General features: G+C 38.9%; 12 protein-coding genes and 1 pseudogene. 1 reads left to right on the top strand and 12 read right to left on the bottom strand.

Going from position 1 to position 17793, the window contains the following annotated elements; translation table 11 throughout:
• Positions 1 to 548: 548 nt before the first annotated feature.
• From AC50Y5_RS00065 to AC50Y5_RS00045, 5 genes are all read right to left on the bottom strand, one after another.
• The gene (locus AC50Y5_RS00065; RefSeq protein ID WP_494857624.1) at positions 549 to 923 is read right to left on the bottom strand and encodes a hypothetical protein; all 375 of its coding nucleotides are present in this window, start codon (positions 921 to 923) and stop codon (positions 549 to 551) included.
• Positions 924 to 935: 12 nt separating this feature from the next.
• Positions 936 to 1544 carry a hypothetical protein gene (locus AC50Y5_RS00060; protein ID WP_494857622.1) on the bottom strand — a complete coding sequence of 203 codons (609 nt, stop codon included), beginning with the start codon at positions 1542 to 1544 and terminating at the stop codon, positions 936 to 938.
• A gap of 181 nt (positions 1545 to 1725) precedes the next feature.
• On the bottom strand, positions 1726 to 2967 hold the full coding sequence (locus AC50Y5_RS00055) for an IS110 family RNA-guided transposase (protein WP_494857620.1): 1242 nt from the start codon (positions 2965 to 2967) through the stop codon (positions 1726 to 1728).
• 268 nt (positions 2968 to 3235) lie between these two features.
• Positions 3236 to 3490 carry a hypothetical protein gene (locus tag AC50Y5_RS00050; protein ID WP_494857619.1) on the bottom strand — a complete coding sequence of 85 codons (255 nt, stop codon included), beginning with the start codon at positions 3488 to 3490 and terminating at the stop codon, positions 3236 to 3238.
• 11 nt (positions 3491 to 3501) lie between these two features.
• Positions 3502 to 4278: a recombinase family protein gene (locus tag AC50Y5_RS00045; RefSeq protein ID WP_494857617.1), complete on the bottom strand. Its 777-nt coding sequence runs from the start codon at positions 4276 to 4278 to the stop codon at positions 3502 to 3504.
• A 151-nt stretch (positions 4279 to 4429) separates the two neighbouring features.
• On the opposite strand from AC50Y5_RS00045, the gene AC50Y5_RS00040 reads away from it, so the two are divergent.
• Entirely contained in the window at positions 4430 to 4636 is a 207-nt protein-coding gene (locus AC50Y5_RS00040) for a helix-turn-helix domain-containing protein (RefSeq protein WP_338552529.1), read from the top strand.
• A 260-nt stretch (positions 4637 to 4896) separates the two neighbouring features.
• Here the strand turns inward: AC50Y5_RS00040 and AC50Y5_RS00035 are convergent, their stop codons facing one another.
• The 7 genes and pseudogenes from AC50Y5_RS00035 to AC50Y5_RS00005 all read right to left on the bottom strand — a co-directional run.
• A complete protein-coding gene (locus AC50Y5_RS00035; RefSeq protein WP_494857615.1) occupies positions 4897 to 5805 on the bottom strand; it encodes a hypothetical protein in 909 nt (302 codons plus the stop codon).
• Positions 5806 to 5919: 114 nt separating this feature from the next.
• Complete coding sequence (locus AC50Y5_RS00030) at positions 5920 to 6588, bottom strand: helix-turn-helix domain-containing protein (RefSeq protein ID WP_494857613.1); 669 nt, start codon at positions 6586 to 6588, stop codon at positions 5920 to 5922.
• Between the two features lie 142 nt (positions 6589 to 6730).
• Positions 6731 to 7264, bottom strand: a complete 534-nt coding sequence (locus tag AC50Y5_RS00025) for a HEAT repeat domain-containing protein (protein ID WP_494857612.1) — start codon at positions 7262 to 7264, stop codon at positions 6731 to 6733.
• Positions 7224 to 12806 (bottom strand): RHS repeat domain-containing protein, encoded by a 5583-nt coding sequence (locus AC50Y5_RS00020; protein WP_494857610.1) that lies wholly within the window; start codon positions 12804 to 12806, stop codon positions 7224 to 7226. Before AC50Y5_RS00020 ends, AC50Y5_RS00025 begins: the two co-directional genes overlap by 41 nt.
• A 15-nt stretch (positions 12807 to 12821) precedes the next feature.
• Positions 12822 to 15440 (bottom strand): carbohydrate binding domain-containing protein, encoded by a 2619-nt coding sequence (locus AC50Y5_RS00015; protein ID WP_494857608.1) that lies wholly within the window; start codon positions 15438 to 15440, stop codon positions 12822 to 12824.
• Between the two features lie 19 nt (positions 15441 to 15459).
• Complete coding sequence (locus tag AC50Y5_RS00010; protein ID WP_494857606.1) at positions 15460 to 17715, bottom strand: hypothetical protein; 2256 nt, start codon at positions 17713 to 17715, stop codon at positions 15460 to 15462.
• Positions 17693 to 17793 (bottom strand): annotated as a pseudogene (locus AC50Y5_RS00005) (IS30 family transposase); the annotation flags it as partial. The gene AC50Y5_RS00010 and the pseudogene AC50Y5_RS00005, both read right to left, overlap by 23 nt.

Below are 17793 nucleotides of genomic sequence, written 5' to 3'. Positions count from 1 at the left end.
GATAGAGACACCAAAAGAAAGGCGGAACCTAGCCAAACAGATACTCTCATGGTACCATTTTCTGTTGTTGGTTGTCTATTGGAATGGGAGTGGGGACTCGAGAGATTTAGAGGTGGCAAAACAGTAAAACACTTTAAATAGAATTTATAATGCTCATAGTACTCAACCTATGATGAATTAAAGTTTAAAACTCATTAAGGATACGCTACTCAAAAAACAAAATAAGAAAGCATCGTCTTGTGGCATAAAGTCTGTTTTTGGCAGACTCCATTAACACTTTGCCCCCTACAAATTTTATAATATTTCTTTACAAATTCCCGTTTTTAAATTCGTAATTTTTGCGGTAAACTTCAACTAAAAGATGTTCCTCTCTTTGGGAAATGTACTCTCAACAAATAATAATCCACCAAAAGCATGGGTAATTTTTTTGCTTTTCACTTTCGTTATTCATGCTAGATTCAATTAGCGTATATCGTACTAGCGCATATCCATAAAATATGGACATGCGCTAGTACATTTAGCGATTGATCCTCTCAAAACATTGAGCCTTATTCCATTAATAATTCTTCGTTTTGGGCCTTTATTATTTGCAAGGATTGGTTCATTTGCTCCATATTAAAGCTTCCTTCTCGATTATAGGACAAAAATATTAGTTTTAACCAAAAAGCGTTTTCTTCTGCATAACTAGTGAGGGCGTTTCTAATATTATCTTCTGTAAGACTCTTAACAATAATTTTAGGTGGAGCTGCTGGAATATATTCCTTTCCCTCTTTATTCATATACCACTGTAGATTAAGAGGGGTACTTACTACTACACTATAGTTAATACCATCCTCTAATTCCACAAAAACATCAATATTATCATTATGAATATCCTCTATTTCATTTAATGGTACAGGATAATAAATTTTTATTATCTCCATGCTCTAACCTCATTATTTATAAATTTTTTTAATAATATCAATTACTGTTTGTTCATTGTGTTTATTTGCCTTTGCTAAAATCTGCATTGACCCATTTTCCATTCTAAAAAATACGCGAGCACCCTCATCTCCTCTTAAATAATTTATATTTTTAATCAAGTATTTATTACCTAATCCTGGATTAGTATTTCCCGCTAGAAACTTCGCAATAAGATCATCAGCTTCTTTTTGAACTCTAGGGTCCTTTCCCATTTCCTTGGCCGCTTTAATAAGTCTTGCTTCAGCTTTAATCAAACTTGATGCACGCGGCCCTACACGCCCAATACTTCCGATACCACCAACCATACCATCAACTACAGCATTTAAAGTATCTTCCTTACTCCCTGCTTTTTCAAACATTTTTTCTAGTTGAGCTTTAGCCCAATTCGCTACACCCTCTTTATTTTTTTTATTATGATTACCCGTTGCTAAATCAAATAAATACTTAAACTGATTATTGTTGAAATTGTCTGGATCAAACGAATATTGTGTTTCTTGACCCATGATACTTCTAATTTTCCACCAAGCATCAGTATTATGCCCTTCGTTACTTGCTATTTGAAGATAAATATCTAGCTCCATACTATTAATTTTATTTCCAGTCGGATCGTTATAAATTAACGGATTATTATGTACATACGTATATAAGTTTAAACTTAACGGGTTTGTAATTTCCCCCTCATACGTATCCTGATTGATAAAGCGCTCATACAGGATAGAAATGACGATACCTTACTAATAGAAATATCGCCACTCCATTAAATTATACAGCATTTTCCTTTGTTGTTACTGGTAAACGATACTCCGTCTTATTCTTCATCATCTTAAACACGATATTAACCAGCTTGCGCATCACGCATACAATAGCTTGTCCTTTCGTCTTGCCTCCCGCCTGTTTTTTGAGATAGTAATCCAACAATATTGGATTGCGCGGGGTTTGATTTCGCTTGGATACAACCAATTGGCGGCAAGCAAGCTGAAAAAACAATTCGTGAAGGGTTCGGTTGCCCTGACTCGTCTTCACATGCTTCACCTTACCTCCTGAGCCTACATCGACAGGAGCAACACCTGCGAACCTTGCAAGCTGATTGGCTGACGAGAAGCGATGTATGTCCCCTATTTCAGCAACCAAGCTTGCCGCGCTGACCAAATCAATACCCGTCATGCTCTCCAGCTTGTAGCCTAATCCCTCCATCAACGGCTTTAGTTCTCGCTCCGTTTGCATTATCTCTTTCTTATGGAAGCGAATTTCTTTCACCAAGCTTCTGACAATGAAATCTCGCTTATCTTGAAATTCATTCCTCTGCTGCCCGTCACTTTGGACAAGTGCCAAAATGGTAGCCGCTTTTTTCGTGGAACAAGCATAGTTGCTCAACCTCTGTAAGAAATAGGTTAGCTCCTCCAAAGAAATGTCCTCCAAGTGCAGAGGCGATGGGAAACGGTGAAAAAAGCCTAATGACGTTTTGCCATCCAACTCCGTAAAAAATTTGCGGTAGGTCGGATAATGATGCTGCAACTGTGCATGGAGTTTCTTAATCGAAAACGACAATCCCTTCGTGCTGGCTTTACGCCGCGATACCAATTGTTGAATCGCCCAATAATGGTCTAGGGGCTTCGCAATCGGAAGGCGATCCAATTCCTCCATTAATACCGTCGCTATACATTGCGCATCCCACGCATCCGATTTGACGACCGTTAGCTGACTCTTCCGTTTGGCGCTAGACAGCTTGCTGCTCACTTCTCTAACGGCAAACGACTTTCTGTCCAGAAATACAGCCAATGTCCTGCCAAAATTATTGGTATCTTCTAAACTGATTATGATTTGGCTCAGTCCCGATTTCACACGATGCTTCTCCATGATTTTCAACAGCTTTGGAAATTCCGAAGGTTTATTCGGAAACGTGTATTCAAATACCTTCTGGCGAAAAAAGTCCATACCTACAGCCGTATGCTGGTGCTTATGCGGATCAATGCCCACGTATAAATAATCCAGTCTCTCCTTCAAACACATCCATCCTTTGTATGTAAAATAATGCACTTGAGTGACTGCTAGAGAGCAGCTTGCAACCTCCCATTTCGAGCGTTAATCCGTTAGATTCGCAATGATACCTAAGCAATGCCGCCCTGTAGCAGTCACTCAAATACGTTTGATTTTAAATGACACAGACTCTTAAAGAGAGGTTTGCAACCTGAGAACAAGCGTTCACCGCTATTTTACACGATGCGCAACGATACTATAGCAATATCCATCTCTTCTTCAATCTGTTTCTTTCTCACGATGTGGCATTCATTTCATACGCAAGAAAAGCTTTCGTTAATCGTAACTGCAATAATTGCAAACGTAATTGAACTTCTGACTGATGTAAAGCGTCTAAAACTTCTTCTACTGAACACTTTTCAAACTGTTCTCCATATCGAAAAATATGATCGAATATGGCGCTTTGACAATGCTCTAACGTCTCCAAACGTTTATAGAAGCAATCTTCCTGTTCCACATAGCTGTTATAGGTCTTCATGGCTTCGTCCATGTCGTCACCGCCTATAGAATGGCTTGGTGAAGCCCTACAGCTTCAATATCGGCATAACGGTAGATGCCACTATAGAACGCTCTGCGGTCAAGAATACGCTTGATCTGCATTTTGGTAAACGCTTTGCCTTGCTGCGTTTTGTAATGTTCAAGATTCATTTGATACGCCAGTTGAGAAAGCGACCAATGCGGGAATAACTCGCGCAACTCAAACACGCGCTCCACAACAACCGCCTGTTCTGTATCAACCTCCAACACCTTTGAACCACGTTTCGCCTTATATCCGAAAGGCTTGCGACCTCCCGCATACCCGCCTAATCTGGCTTTCTGGCTGCGTCCCTTTCCGAGTTTCATCGCAATTTCCAACCGCTGGTACGCATCCAACAACTCCAGCAATCCATTCACCAAAAAATCATTGGGATTGGCTTTGTAGATGGAATAAGTGGGCTGTTCAATGGCTTTAACATCCACCTTGAACTTCTTAAACTCCCGATGAATCAACACTTTGACAATATCGCTGCGCCACAAGCGATTCGTATTCAGTACGATCACATAATCAACAGCATGGGTTGCCACCATCGCCAGCATGTCTTGAAAACCTTGGCGATTGACTTCCATCGCCTCTTCATCTACTTTTGCACCGCTGATTCCTTCATCCATAAATACATGAAGCAACTCCCAGCCCTGTTCTTTGCAATAGCATTCAATCTCTTCCTGTTGGTACGCCAACGAATACCCTTCTTTCGCTTGCCCCTGTGTGCTTACCCGTATATATCCAATGACATTCATCCTGTTTCCTCCCCTTCCGTAACAATAATCTGAATTATCGTTACGCTTATGACTACCACATCTTCATTATAGTACGGTTAAGACTACCATTCAATGATTTCCTCTGAAAAACATGGTATTATTTATTTCATAATGACGAAGGGGAAGCGCTATGAAAATAAAAATCCGACTACGAGAAATTTTGGAGGAACGGAACGTTTCGCAACGGGAACTTGCCCGAATGATGGGAATACGCCACCCGACAATTAATCACCTATGTTCCGACTCCGTAGACCGAGTCTACATCCGTACACTGGAACAAATCTGCGAAGCCCTGAATATTAAAATCCATGAACTCATTGTGGAGGAAACCGAATAGACTATCGCTCGGCTGTTTCATTTCAGGTTGCCTCGGCGGGTGAATGTGTTCCTCCCCTGCCGTAAATAGTGATTCATATTAATGATTTAAACTATCCCCCGATGGTGGGCTATCGTGGTTCTATACTTTTCTCCGCATCGGGGATTGTTTTTTCTTTGTTTTCAAGTACAATAAGAGCTATGTTATTAATATTTCATCCAACATACGGGACTTTTTATCGTTATCGGCAAAATAACGTGTCCGTCTGTGAGGATGTGTCTTTACTGGTTAATTGCCAGCGGTTTCAGACAGTTCCCTGCGGGAATTGTCATTTTTTTTGCTAACGCTTTTCGGCTGGCGAACGTGGATGATGAATACAGTCCTCTATGTGTCGCTTCGTCAAGCATATGTTGCAAGCATTGGAAACCGAGAATGGTTTCGATTTTGGATATATTAGCTTTGTTTTCCTGCAACCACGCTGTATCTATTGCGCTTTGCGTTGAGGGATATTCGATCTGACTTAGCGCTTTTGCCGTCATATAATCAAATAACGGTTTGCCGAGCAATTCAGCGGCATTTTTAGTCGATGAAAACTTCTTCATATCGCTATCGCTTGGTCTGATTTCAAGACGCAGAATACCTTTTGACTGCTCAACAACTTCAGGCAGTACTTTTTCTTTTTGTACCTGTCGCTGCTTATCATAGAAGATAATTCTGCTGCTCTTATTGGAAAACTCAACCGTCTGATCTTGGTTGTAGCTTCTTGTATTCTTAAACGCTAGCTTTTGCTTGCTTAGCATTCGTATGTACTCACTAACATCTTTGCCAACTTGAAAGTTCCAACATATATCTGCTCGGCTTATCGACCATGCCGAATGGGGAATACTAATCGAAAAGAGTTGTTGAATACGTTGCTGAACGCTCTCAAAGAAGCTAGGAATGTCATGTTCGGCAATAAGGGTTACATTGTTGCCATACAACAACTTTGGTATGGAGACTTGAATGGACAATGTCTGACTGCCATCAAGATACTTGATATATGACAATTGCTCATCATATATTTCATATCTCGTTTGGAGTACGCCCGTTTCCTTGTTTAGAAATGTAACTGACTTACAGTTCTTCATGCTTAATAATGCATCTGAATCAAGGTAAATCGGCTTTGCTTTTATCACAACCGTATCAAACATTCATTTCCTTCTTTCTATTTTCTGTATGGATTAATATTCTGGATCAAATTAGCTATGTTATAAGAAAAGAACATTTGCCTATCTCATCCTCACCTCCCTTCCGTTTTTCTTGTCTTACGCTTTCATCCACAGCAAATCATGCTTTTTCAGGAGCTTAAACAATTCGTTATGAAAGCTTTCTTCCTCTTCGTCCCATACCGAAAATCCTGTAATACCCATGAAATACATCATGGAACGCAACGCCTCAGTACGCTTATCGTGCTTCCTCTCCCATTGCAGTTGCTGCTCAGCATCCAGATTATTGGGAGCAGATTCATCTAACAGGTTTGAAGTCCTTTCCAGTATTTCATATGCTTTATTGCCCTGTTCAACAGCATAGAGTTCATTGTACAACGTACCTTGAAGCGTAAGGATAATCCTCTCTATCTTTAATTCATCGTACATCATTCGTTTATCTTCCTCATAAGGATCAATTAACCTTGTGTATTCATGTTCTTTTCCATCCATATCCGTAAAATAGTCAGGTATTTCAAACGAGTCACGTTTAGAAATTCGATTTAAATAATCCAATCTCAGCTCGATCTCTTCTATTTTCGATAACTCTTTTTGAAAGTATTCTGCTTCCAGATTGAATAGCTTAGACAGCGCTTCTAGCTTGGCTTTTGGAATGGGTCTACGCTTACTCAGCCAGTCCGTAACTGTTGATGGTGTAATCCCCAGCTTCTCCGCTAATTTCTTATATGTTCCGTTGTACAGCCTTACGATGTATTCTAAACCAATCATAAATACCCTCCCCAAATGACGTGACGATACGTCTTAACACAATATAGCACTGACGTTTCAATACGTCAATAGGGGATTAGTAAATATTTTAAGCAAAAAAAGAAACCACATGGAGTTGTTACACTCTCATGTGGTAAAGATATTATTGGAATAACTCTAATGCCTCTTCAAGAAATTCATCTTTATTGTTCTCAATTTTTGTTTCGATAATATTTATGCATTGGTTTCTTGTTTCTTCTGAAATTCTATCTACAATAGAAGCCAATAACTGAAACGAATGTCGGCTAACCTCAAAACTTGAACTATCTAACAAATTTGTTAACAATTCAGCATGCAAGCAATAATCGAGATTCTCTAAAGCATATAATAAAGTCCCTCTGCTTCCTTCAGTTTTTGGATTTGTTAATAATTCTATTATAGGCTTTACCACAATATTATCTCCAATATCAGATAATGCAATTGCAATTGAATTTCTTAACATTTTGTTTTCAGTGCTTCCTAAATGTTTTAATAATATGGGTAAATATGCTCTATTTCTCATTTCACCAATATTTTCAACCATTGAAATAGCCATTTCAATGTTTCCTTCACATATATATTGATCTAGGTTCTTTAAATCCAAAATATCAACTCCTTTATTTAACTCTTGGCTTACCAATTGATACCCAGTAATCATATACTGCTTTTGCCTCATTGGAATCATCTATATCATTACCACCGAACTCTTTTTTCCCTTGCCTATGCCACCAATTTTGAAAATCTTTATCATTATAACCATACCATTTATCTCTGGACGATTTAGAACCACCTCTAAGCTCTCTCCCTTTTTTTATAGCTAGCATAGCTGTAATACCTTGCTTAGCTAACTTTTGTCCCCAAAGAAAACCACTAATAAAATCAGGGAAACCTCTATTAATTTGATCTTCCATGTAGTTTGTGAGATGCCTGTCTCTCAATCTTAACTGTGTTTCCCGATCAAGGCTATAGTAGTAATCATTATCTCCTGCTAGCCATCTAATATAAGAGTAGTCATCAGTATACAAACTCCAATAGTTACCTGAATAAAAAGAATACATGCCGTTACTACTGGAACCTAATTTACCTACAACAAAACCATTTTCGATAATTGGCCTACCTGCAAACTTACTATCTTCACCCAAATAAAGACTATCGTCTGAACGACAAGCCCCCGCTTGAGCCCAGTTGCCATTTTGTGAAACACAGTAATTTCCTGATGGGTCAGCATACATTAATGGACTATTAAGAACGTAAGTATAGAGGTTGAGGGACAATGGATTTTCAATCTCCCCTTCATACGTATCCTCATTTATAAACCGTCCTATACTCGGATCATAATACCTTGCACGGAGATAGTAAAGTCCGCTTTCCTCATCATATACTTCTCCCGTATACTTAAAGGGATTCGGCATCCCTTCTGTCTGCGAAAGCATATTTCCCCAGATGTCATAATCATAAGAGTTTATGGTTTTTCCGCTGTCATTAGTAATTTTCACTACATCTCCATGACCATTATACGAATAGTATCCTTCTTTTCCTGATACATAGTCTTGTCGATACAGCAACTCGTTGCCCCAGACATTTCGAGCCTTTACGTTACCACTTCCATCGAGCTCTTCAATGATATGACCATTTAGATAAACGTATCGAGTTAATTTCCCATCTACTTTCTTCGTTGCCCGGAGACCATCACCGTAATACGAATAGATAGCTTGTTTACCATTTGAAGAGGAGTACGTTTTAAGCATGTTCAAGGCGTTATAAGTATACGTCGTCGTGTCCTCTGTTAATTCAGGTGAATTTCCACTCACCGTCAAACGATTACCTCGATCATCGTACGTATACATACGTTGGCCTTCTGCGGTGTTCTCCTCCTTGATTCGATTAAGCGCATCATAACTGAATGCCTGAGTCGAGCCATTTCGATTAATGCTGGTAATGTTACTAAAACCATCATATCCAAACGTTTCATTCCAGTTGGATACGTTCCCAGGCGAAGCTTGAGTGTATGATTTCAATTCTCCAAAACTATTTGTTTTTCTTTGCTGCGTTACACCATTGGGATACGTCAATGTATTTGTATACTCATTTTGACCTACCGTATAGTTATATCCTACCGTGCCCATATCCGGTGTCGTTACTGTCAACAAACGGTCCAAGATATCATAAGTATAAGTTACTTTTTGATTATCTGGATACTTCAATGCAGTCATGCGATCAAATCCATCATATTCAATTCCATATTGTCGACCTGCCACCGTTTGACTGCTCAGACGTTTCCACAAATCATATTGATAACCTAGCGTTTCTCCTTCTTTTGTAATTGTAGCCAATGGAAGACGCGTAGCCGAATCATAGTTATATTGCTCCCAGTAGGTCTCTGTTCCAGCCGAATCTTTTACTGTTAATCGATTGAGCTCATCATATGGCGTATACGAATATTGATGTTTTTGCAGCATTTCGTCGGTACGTGTATCCAATAGTCCCGTATTCGTATACTGGAAGCTTTCTTTTTTCCCTTCTGCATTCGTCTTCGTCAATTGCCAACCAACTTCGTTATATTCGCTTTGCTTTTGCAGCTTATCATTCGTATAAGTAGCAATAAGCTGGCCCATGCGATTATACACATAACGATTGACCTGATTGTTGTTATCCTTCAAATAGATCAGATTTCCATTCGTATCATAGCTGTACTGTGTCGTTTGCGTAACACCATCTGCAATGACTTGACTCTGTGATAAGGCTCCAAGCGGAGTGTATGTGTTTAACACCGTTCTCGTCTTTGTTCCAGCTTTCTCCACTTGCTTTATTGTTCTACCCAAACGATCCTGGTAATTCCAGGCTTCTTTCCCATCCGGACTAACTACTTTAGTCGTGTTTTGCAAATAATACGATGAGCCATCCAGCTTGGCCGCAGCGTTCGAAAAATAAGTATTCGTTACTTGACCCAATGGGTCCGTTACTCTTCTAACTTCACCATTACGATCATAGGTATATTTTACTTCTTTTTCAGTCACCCCAAACGGTAATGTGCTTTTCAATACCTTACCTGTCAGATTCGTTTTATTCACAACAAGCACACGAGAACTGTTCCCTACGACTTGCTCTTGTCTTTCAACATCGCCATAAGGGGTATAATACGTATTCAATTTCTCTCCATCTGGCTTTGTTTGCACAACAAGGCGCTGAGCGTCATTATAAGAATAGCTCGTCGTTCGAACAGCTCCAGGATTCGCCGCAGATGGAGTATAACTTTCGGTCGCCAACCGGCCGCTCAGATCGTAGCTATACGTAACTAGACTGCCATCGGGGAAAGTCTGCTTCTTTAGCTGATCCTTGTTATCATACTCATAATGCACAACTAGCGGAGTAGGCGTCTTTCCTTTTCCTAAAGTGACATTCGTTGTTTCTTTAATCACATGCAGGTTGCTGGCATCATATTGCAGATCCACAATTGTTTCTGTAGGCTGCTGGTCGTACTGACTGCCTGACCCGGTCGTCCGAATACGTGTTGGCTGCTTGACACTGTTATAATTTAAATATTCCATAATCGTTTGATCCTGGCGGGCAACCGCTTGTGCAGCAGGATCCCGATAAGTTCCCACCTGCGTTGTACGCAATAACGTTCCATCTGCATTATAATCGTACGCTATTTCCGTTTTCGTTAATCCATCTGCTGCTGTCTGCTTCTGAGAACTAATTTGATGAAAAGGACCACCATACGTTATTTCTGTTTTGTTCCCATACGGATCTTCTTGATAGATGACATAGCCGTAATTATCATATTCCGTACGGTAAAGCGTTGCATATTTGTCCAAATTATTGGGCAAGGTGCGCGTATTGCCATACCACAAAAATGTGTTAATATCCGCCGGTTTATTATCTAGTCCAAATTGTTTAGTTAAATACGGCTTCGTCTTCCCCGCATCATATTGATAACTTTGCATCTCTTGTCCAGAGACACCATACTTCGTATCTCCCTCCTCCTGAAACAATCCATTATCATAATAGAAAGGTACCTTCATTTCATAATTCGCAACGAATGATCCCTTACCTATTGGACGATAGCTATAACTCAGTCCTTCACTATACTCTAAGAAGTCTAAACTAATGGACACCTCTGCCTCAGGCTGACGAAATTTATTGCTATTTTTCAAGCGAAAATTTTCTACAATGCCTCCTGTTTTCGGAGTGGACCAAATTTCTTGCGCAACCGATCCTTTTAATGCAACATATTGGGTAAGCGCCTTTTTCTCACCGGCTTGATTAGTATAGCTATAATACACATTCGTTACCGGGTGATAGCCAATATAGGTTAGGTTCCATGGATCCAAGTACAATCGCATCGTCCCTCTTCGCTCTTCTCTTTTATACCCATTTGTTTCCATAAACCAATCCCAATTGTATTGACGATATTTAAATTTGGTTTCTAATCCACTGGAATCAGTAGCCTTTTCTAATAGCAGATAATAGATTTCACCATGAACCGCATTATCACGTTGAATAATAGGGCTTGCTTCCGCACCGTCTAAAAAATCCAAAACGGGTTGACCATTTTGAGTGTAATAGAAATAATCGTCCTCAAAGTTGAAATCCGCTCTAGTTGTAAGATCGGGAGTAAGATAGGTATACGACTTTAAGGTTTTGCTAGCTAACAAATCAACTACACTATTCAGCTTATAATATAAAATGCTTCTTGGCTTCTCATCGTTTCGATACTGATCGTAGCTTCCGAATACATATGTTCTAGCCTGAAGGACAGGATTATCAGAAGTAATGTTATATTTCATCTTATGGGTCACATTCCCTTGCGGGTCAGTTACCGTAAATCCCTGTATGCCATAAGGCTGAATGCTATAAGGCCCATCCGTCTGAATCTTTCGTCCAATGGAGTCTGTAATAATGATTCGATTAGCCGAATATTGATAGTCATACGTAATTTGGTCGCCATAACGATTGCTTTTAGATAATATTTGCCCATCGCTATTAAATTTATAAGTGATTTTATCATCTACAACCAAGCTGTAACCCGTTCCATTATGGAAATAGGTCACATTGCTATATGGATTGTTATAAGGGGTCTTTATATTATTTCTGAACTCATATGAAGATCCATCGTCCAGATCGAACGTAATTGTATCGGTTGTAGAATAAGTAGCACGGTTGTAATAATTAACATTAGTGCTGGTTAAAGTAGAGCCTATTGTCGCACTAACGCTTCCCTCTGTCATTTTAGGAATATTCAAAGACCAGCCTGTTGCAATAAAGCCTAAATCATCGCCATAACCGTAATCATAGTAGCTAGGATATGGAAAATTGCCCAAACAATCTGGAGCTCCAGCCGCATATAAAGAATTATCAGGATGACAGCTTGGATAGCCTATATCTCCATCTAAACTTGGCTGCATAATTTTTGCACTCATTGAACTATAGCTGCGTACTAAGGTGAAATCCAAGCCATTTCTGCCTGGCAAATATAAATCGACATCTTTTTGATTACTTGTCTTATAAATAGGGTCAACGTTTCCATCTGTATTTGATTGATACTTAAATTCGCTATTCTTCTCAGTGAAACGATAGCTATTTCCTGTGCTTGCAATAGCTACTTTACCGCTTGCTTTAGCCTGAATGCTGCTATAAGTGGATTGTGTCACACTCTCGTGCTGCTCTACGATTGCTTCCAATTTCGGATTTCCGTCCGCTTCGATAAAAGGAGCTTCCACAGGTGTATTCTGTGAAGCCAGTACTTCCTCACGATTGTGGTCATAATCGTACTGTTGCATCGTTAGAGGCGTAAGCTCTCTTAATAAAGCACGTTGTTCCTCCGAAAGTTTTATAATCAGCGCTGGAAGCTCTTTTCCATTCCAGTCTAATACTTCGAAAAATTGTTCGGTATCCAAAAGCGGTGTCAATTCGGTATAGAAGTAAACCGCCATCTTTTTCATATCGGCCGTATACTGCTGAGTAATCGTTTCTACTTGCTCCTCTGAAAAAATACCCCATTTTTTCTCATATACCGACTCGTCGACAGAGAGTTCCCCATCAAGCAAAGGATTAACATCAGGAACATAGACGGATTCTTCTACCGTTACTGCAGCTTCACCGGTTTCCAAATTAGCATAGGCAACTGGATTTCCCATGTCTGCGAAAATAGATAATAGCAAGCTAATGACTAATAAATAACTTATGACCTTCTTCAAGTTGACCGATCTCCTCTATTTATCTAGTAAAATAATAAAATCATCGATATAAAAGCTGCTCGTTGCATTGTTGCTTTCTACGTATAAAGAAAGATTTTTTGCGGCAATATCGCTATATTTATAAGTTCCGTTAATGATGACCCATTCGCCATCTGTTACCGTTGCTGCACTAACATTTTCGTAGAAATGCGTGCCGTTTGGAGATTCACGATGGATAGTAAACAACAAATCTGATGGTGCTGTACCTGAAACTAATCTTACAGCTGCCTTGATTTGATATTTAGTATCTGGTTTAATCAGGCTTGTTAGATCAAGAAGCGGACCTTGCCACTGAGCGGTTCGATTGGTTACCTTCATGCTTCTAACTCCATTTTTTGCGGTATCTCCTGAGATTTGAAGCGTTACTCCTTCTCCTTGAGCCGTCCAGCCCTGCAACGTTTCATCTTCAAAATCATGACTGACGACAGGCGGGGCTTCTACATATTTCTCTACTTTGAACTCATCTAAATAAAAACTTGCAGTCGCATTAGAGCTTTCCATATATATAATTAAATTTGCTATTGAACCAGTAAAGGTATATTTCCCTTCAAAAACAACCCATCCATCTGTTGTCACGTGACTTGCACTGATATTATCGTAGTGGGAAGCACCATTTCCGTCTCCCCTGTTCATTGTAAGTAAAATATCAGAAGAGGTTGTTCCTTGAGGAAGAAGGAGTTTGCCCGAGATCGTATAAGTCACACCCGGCTTCATATAACTGGTTAAGTCAAGAGCAGGACCTTGCCAATTCGCATTGCGATTTGTTATTTTCAGACTGTGGCTTCCCTCGCTTGCTGCCTCATCTGTATTCGTTACCAATACTCCATCTCCCTGAGGGAACCAGCCTTGTGTAGTTCCATCCTCAAAATTATGAATAAGCGGTGCCGGCCCCTCCGTGTATGCTTCTAAGCTAACATTATCAATAAAAAATGAAACATTAGGACTAGCACTCTCCAAATATAAATACATACTCGTTGCCGGTTCATTTAATTGATAAATGCCCTCAAGCGTGACCCATCCTCCAGAAGTAACCATTTTGGTACTAATATTATCGTAGTAGCTATTACCATCTGGCATTGTTCGATGAATGGTCATCATCACTTGAGATGCAGCTGCACCTTGTGGAAGACGTACAAATGCTTTAATTTGATAACTCTTTTGTGCCACTATATTATTTTTCACATTAAGAATAGGGCCATGCCATGTAGCATTTCGATTGGAAACTTTCAAGCTTTTGTTTCCCCCATGCGCTGCCTCTAAGGAAGTATTGAGTATTACCCCTTCCCCTTGCGGTAGCCAGCCCTGCACATTGTCACCTTCAAAATCAAAGTACAAATTACCAGATGGAATAGTAGGTGGTACAGTCGTATCATCTATTCCTGATTTAATAAAGGTCTTGGATAATGTATTGCCATTAGCATCATATTTAAAAGTGTATGAGCCTTTTTTTGTATCCAATTTAATTAATCTACCATTTGCATCATAATTATATTCACTTGCATGTTTAATATTATTGATGACCAACTGCGATACTTCGGACACATTTCCTAGTTGATCTGCTGCCCTAGCATATATAATCGTGTTGTAATCAATATGCAGCTCTTTCGTATACGGCTGCCAATTGCCATTCCCAATTCGAAACTGCTTCTTTATTGAATCAGAAGAGTATTTAATAGTCACTGTATAATCATAGGCAGGCTCAGTCGGACTAATAGAAATAACGGGTTTAGTTGGAGGATCGTTGTCAATATTAGAAATCTGTATGGTTTTTATTGACATTAGACCTGCTTTGTTTTTAGCATATATGGTATATGTTCCATTCTCATAAACTTGGAATCTATTATACAAACTTGAAATTGGAGTTCCATTACCCGCCTGAGACATGTACTCAGCACTGTAATTACCTAAAGTATATTTTTGCTCTAATAAGCCCAGCGGATCTGTAATGTTTGTTGTAATCGTTACAGATTGAGCAAGTGCTGTCGTGTTAACACTTAATGCAATTTGAGGCGGGATTGAATTTTGAAAATAGCCTATACCTGATACATGCCCAAATTTATCTGCACCAACCGCTTCAATTCCTTCTGTTGTTGCTAAAGGGACTGTGTAGTGCTGCCACGCTCCTGAAGCGATACGGTATTTTTTATGAATCGCATTGTCAGGAAATACAATAGTAACTAAATCGCCACTCTTAGAAAGAGTCGGTGTAGCTACGGTGCCAGCTACAAGACTGTTTATGTTTACCTCATATATTTTTTGAATCGAACCTGTATTTCTGTACTGTGTCCAAGTAACAACTAAAATAGGCTGAGGTATTGAATAACTATCAATAACGGTTTTTATAGTAACGTTATCAATAGACATAATATAGACATCATAAACCTCAACTTCTTGCTTCGTATTCACCAGCGTATTGCTCCGTTGTACTCCATCAACATTAACGTTTATCCAGTCTTGATTATGACTAACACTAAAAAATTTTCCTTCGTAAACTACAGAGGTAGCAGCAAATGCGGCTTTTGGTGTAGATAATACAGATAAAATCAATAATGCACATAACATTAGGATACTTGGTGTTTTAAAAAATCTACTCATTGTCTCAGTTCCCTTTCAGCTAACTATAGTAAAACGCTGCTTTATCCACATAAAAAATCCCCGCAGCATCTGCTTCATTGGCTCTTAGTAAGAAATGCAGCTTTGCAAAACTAGCTTGGTTAGGCGTTTGCCCTTGATTTTCTAGCAACATATACTGCCCATTTGTTAATACAGCATCGGTTATATTGCTTGAAATAAAGTTTCCAGAAAAATCGTAGAAATCGATATATAATTGCAGCTTTGAGTTATAAAGCATCTCCACATTTACATGACCTGACACTTTATAGGATAGATTCGGTTTAACGATGAAGGTTTGAGAGATGCTATAAAATTCATTTTTAGGAATCCAAGAGCCCGCAACCTTCTGTGACTTACTCCCTTGATAAATTAGGGTGTGACTATTATTTGCTAACAGGCTCAGCTTTTTAATCAAGTTCCCATTTAAATCATATTTATAAAAGGTGTTTAATCGTTTTTCATTTTTAGCTTGGGTCGAATAATGAAGTAAACCTGAACTAGAGTAAATATTCATTTGCCCATCAGGCTGGAATTGATTTTTAATTACCTGATTAACCTCAATTGAACTTACAGGCTTCACAAGCTTCCAATCCTGAGCAACATTTTCCCCGAATTTTTCCCGTTCAAAATTTGCATTTCGCAAGAGGTTAGATTCCTTACTAAATCTCATGTCATCTACGAAGAATGTGCCCGCTCCGTCTGAAGCTTGTGAACGGATAATAGCGTAAATTCGAACAAACACTGCATTTTGCGGCACTACCCCCATATTAGAAACATGAATATATTCGCCAAAGGTCGTAACAGGGAGCTCGATGATATTAGCCGAAACAAATGAATTAGTAGTTGAAAAATCTAAATATAGCTGTACTTTGGCATGATGAATTTGATCAACTTTAAATCGTCCGCTTACTGAATAGGCTTCACCAGGCGTGACTTTTAAAACTTGACTAATACCTACATACTGATTATTAGCTAAGGTAGAAGTCGTAATTTTTTGTGCATAAAGCCCATCCGATACTTGATCTGTAACAAGCTCAAAAGTAGAATGGGCACTGCTTGTATATAACCAGCTGTCTGCATTCATGCCCGAATTATTATTTACCTGATTTAGTAATTCAAAGCTTCCATTGTTCAATTGATTTTCTTCAGCTGTATATTCAAAATTTATGTTATCAATATAAACAACACCTGAAGCATTATCACTTTGTGCTCTAATCATCACATGCAGGGTCACACTTGTCGCTGATTCAGGTATTTCACCAAAACCAGATATTGTCGCATAGCCTCCAGAAGTAATATTTTCTAAATCTACTATTTTCGCACCCACATAACGGCTTCCATTCATAAAGTCCGCATAAATCTGGACTTTGGCATTTGTTAAAGAACCAACTAAAATTCGGCTATTCACATTAAACAATTGTTTTGGGGAAACATTAATCACTTGGTATATACTGCTGAATTCATTTTTCTTTAGATTAGATACCGCTATTTTTTGAAGCTTTTTTCCAATTGATGACGGGTTATCCACTAATGAAAATTGAGATGTACTCGAAGAAAATTGGGACCATGAATTTGCTAGATTATTACCTGGTGTAGATTGTTTAAAATCTGAATTCACAACTAAATTTTTATCAGTTGTATATGCTAATTTGATAGAATCTACATATATGGTGCCCGCTCCATTACTTCCTGTAGATCGAATTAATGCGTAAATCCTCATTATGGTAGCTTTGTCAGGAACTTCATCATGACCGGATAGAGTAACAAAACCATTTGTACTTATTTGTGGAAGTTCGAGTACAGTTGAAGAAAGATAGGCATCAGGGCTATAAAAATCAGCATGGAGTTCAGCTTTAGCATTCGACAAGGATTCGATGTTAAATCTTCCACTCAATACAAATGGAGTGTTCGGAACTACTTCAACAATCTGATCCACAGAAACTGCATTACCTATAGCTAGATTAGATACCGTTATTTTTTGAGCCTTTGAGCCGCCTATCCCTTGATTACTAACTACACTAAAATCCGCAGCACCATAAATACCCCAATTTTTAGCCCTTCCATTTTGCTCCATCAATTCAAAATCTGAATTTATAATAAGGTTTTCATTATTATGCGCTAATAATGCCTCTTTAGATGAATTTGATAAATTCGCAAATGTCTTTGGAGTAAGTGTTGCTATAATTGAAATTAAAAGCAGTAAAGTGATAGTTATTTTTTTATAAGACAGATTGTCAAGCCAAGTGCGACACTTCAACCTGAAAAGCTTCGTGTGCGGTTTTCCATCCTAGACACTTTCGAGGACGGTTATTAATAAGGAACAAAGCGCACGCTA

It is taken from the genome of Paenibacillus sp. JT22N7, assembly GCF_059383875.1.
The sequence above is the reverse complement of the archived record's forward strand: the minus strand, read 5'-3'. Positions and strand labels throughout refer to the sequence as shown.